This window comes from Mesorhizobium sp. M7A.F.Ca.CA.004.06.1.1 (genome assembly GCF_003999135.1).
Taxonomy (GTDB): domain Bacteria; phylum Pseudomonadota; class Alphaproteobacteria; order Rhizobiales; family Rhizobiaceae; genus Mesorhizobium.
On record NZ_RZPQ01000822.1, the window covers coordinates 1 to 2,521 of the forward strand.

2 protein-coding genes are annotated in these 2,521 nt (G+C 63.6%); both read right to left on the reverse strand.

Annotated elements, in window-relative coordinates; genetic code table 11:
• On the reverse strand, nucleotides 1-1,679 hold a 1,679-nt coding region (gene ybaL / locus EN906_RS30640; protein WP_127375631.1), incomplete at its 3' end, for a YbaL family putative K(+) efflux transporter.
• A 223-nt stretch (nucleotides 1,680-1,902) separates the two neighbouring features.
• Complete coding sequence (locus EN906_RS30645; RefSeq protein WP_127271043.1) at nucleotides 1,903-2,352, reverse strand: host attachment family protein; 450 nt, start codon at nucleotides 2,350-2,352, stop codon at nucleotides 1,903-1,905.
• Between the last annotated feature and the right edge of the window lie 169 nt (nucleotides 2,353-2,521).

A 2,521-nucleotide genomic window follows, 5' to 3' on the forward strand; every position in this document is an offset into this window, starting at 1 on the left:
CCCTTGAGATGTTCGACCTCGGCATCCGAATGGGCCCGGGCGATAACGTTGATACCGGGATTAGCGGCGCGGGCTCGGAGCACGATCTGACCGGCTTCGAAGGCATTGGGGATGGCAAGGATCAGCCGGCTGGCGCCTTCGGGGTTGGCGGCGGCAAACACTTCGGCATTGGCCGCATTGCCGGCGACGGTCTCGATGCTGTCCGCTTTCAGCCTCGCCAGCGTCTTGTCGGCGTCCTCGATGACCAGGAAGGGCAGTGCCGCGTCTTTCAACGCCGAGCCGACCAGGCCACCGACACGGCCGTAGCCGATCAGGATGGCATGGCCTGTGAGTGCCGTCTTGGGCGGCGGCCCGTCCTCCCTTTTCGCCGTTGCCGCGACAGAGGCCACCTGGCCCGGCTCCGTCGCCGGACCAACCGGTTTTGCTTCGACCGGCGGTGCCGTCCTGGCGGCGCGCCGTTCCAGCCACGGCTTCATCCAGTCGATGGCCAGGAACATCAGCGGGTTGAGGACGATCGACAGGATGGCGCCGGCCAGAATGAGGTCGCGACCTTGTTCGGGCAACAGTTTCAGCCCGACGCCGAGCTCGGCCAGGATGAAGGAGAATTCGCCGATCTGGGCAAGGCTTGCCGAAATCATCAATGCGGTGGCCAGGGGATAGCCGAAGGCAACGACGATGACGAACGCCGCCAGCGATTTGCCGATGATGATGATGGCCAGCGTTGCCAGGATCGGCCAGCCATTGCTGATCAGGCTGAACGGGTCGAACAGCATGCCGACCGAGACGAAGAACAACACGGAAAAGGCATCGCGCAGCGGCAAGGATTCTTCGGCGGCACGGTGACTGAGTTCGGATTCGCTCATGATCATGCCGGCGAAGAATGCGCCCAGCGCCAGTGAGACCCCAAACAGTTTGGCCGCGCCAAAGGCGACGCCGAGCGCTATGGCAAGCACCGCCAGCCGGAAGAGCTCGCGCGAGCCGGTGTGGGCGACATAGTGCAGGATCCAGGGGATGACCCGGCGGCCGACCACCAGCATGACGACGACGAAGGCGGCGACCTTGGCCAGCGTGATGCCGACGACGCCCCAGATGCCGTAGCTGGCCGGCAGCGACAGCAGCCCGCTTGCATGGGCGTCGGTCTGCTCCTGGCCGCCGAGCACGCCGGCCAGCGCCGGCAGCAGCACCAGCGCCAGCACCATGGCCAGGTCCTCGACGATCAGCCAGCCGACAGCGATGCGGCCGCGCTCGGTCTCGATCATCCGCCGCTCTTGCAGAGCGCGCAGCAGCACGACCGTCGAGGCGACCGATAGTGCCAGGCCGAACACCAGTCCCGCGCCCATTGACCAGCCGAGCATCCACGACAACCCGGCACCGAGTGCGGTGGCAAAGCCGATCTGGACGACGGCGCCCGGCACGGCTATGGCGCGCACCGACAGAAGATCCTTCAATGAGAAGTGCAACCCGACGCCGAACATCAGGAGGATGACGCCGATTTCGGCCAGTTCGTTGGCAAGGCCGGCATCGGCGACGAAGCCAGGCGTGTTCGGCCCGACCAGCACGCCGGCTACGAGATAACCGACCAGCGGCGGGATACGGAAGCGGTTGGCGAGAGCCCCGAAGACGAAAGCCAGCCCCAGACCGGCGACGATGGTGGCGATAAGGGGCGTGTCATGCGGCATTGTCTATGGAGCGCCTTTCAAAAACAGCGATGTTGGATGAGCGCCGCCCAAAGCCGCCGCCTGTTTTGCAATATGGTGGATGGTATGTCGGCGATGCAACCCGCGAATCCGTGAAATCGACGGCGCTGCCGCAAAAATTTGACCGGCAGCTGAGAAGCTGCCGGCCGGATCGGAATTTGTGCGGTGCTATTCGTCTCGATCCGTCAGGGCCGATCGACAATGATCAGCCTGCCCGCAGCAGGGCCTCGATTTCCGGTATGGCATGGTTGGTCAATGTCTTGGGAATTTCGGCGGTCACCTTGTCCTCGACCTCCTTGTGCAGCTTTTTGCGCATTGTCCCAAGCACCACTGGCGGTGCGACGAGCACGATCTCGTTGAATTCGCCGTCATGCGCGAGCTTGTAGAGCCGGGCGGCGATTTCATCGGCGAAACGCTCCTTGCCGATGCGGTGCCAGTCCGTATCCTCGACTGCGCTGCGGTGTACGGAGGGACCATCATTGTACCGGCCCGGGCTGTCGCTGCCTTGCTCGCGGGTGGGCGGGTTGTCCTGCTGTATTTCCTGCACCACCTCGAGATTCGGATATTTGTTGTCGCCGGCGTTCCTGAGGAAAAGCGCCTTCTCGCCATCGGCCACCATGACCCAGATACCGTGCTTGAGTATGATTGTGTTCATGATGACAGGCTCCTTTTCAGCCGCGTGGTGGCCTTCGGGGCGTTCCGCAGCCGGGGTTTCGATCCGATATGACAGGCCTTTTGAGAACGCGCCCCGAGCCACTAATGTTCCAGTCGGCCGCCGCGTCGGCGTTGGACATTCCGGCTATCCAGAGTTCGCGGCTTTAATC

Excerpts from the sequence above, each read along its gene's own strand:
- EN906_RS30645 (WP_127271043.1), bottom strand. The coding sequence starts at position 2,352 with ATGAACACAATCATACTCAAGCACGGTATCTGGGTCATGGTGGCCGAT.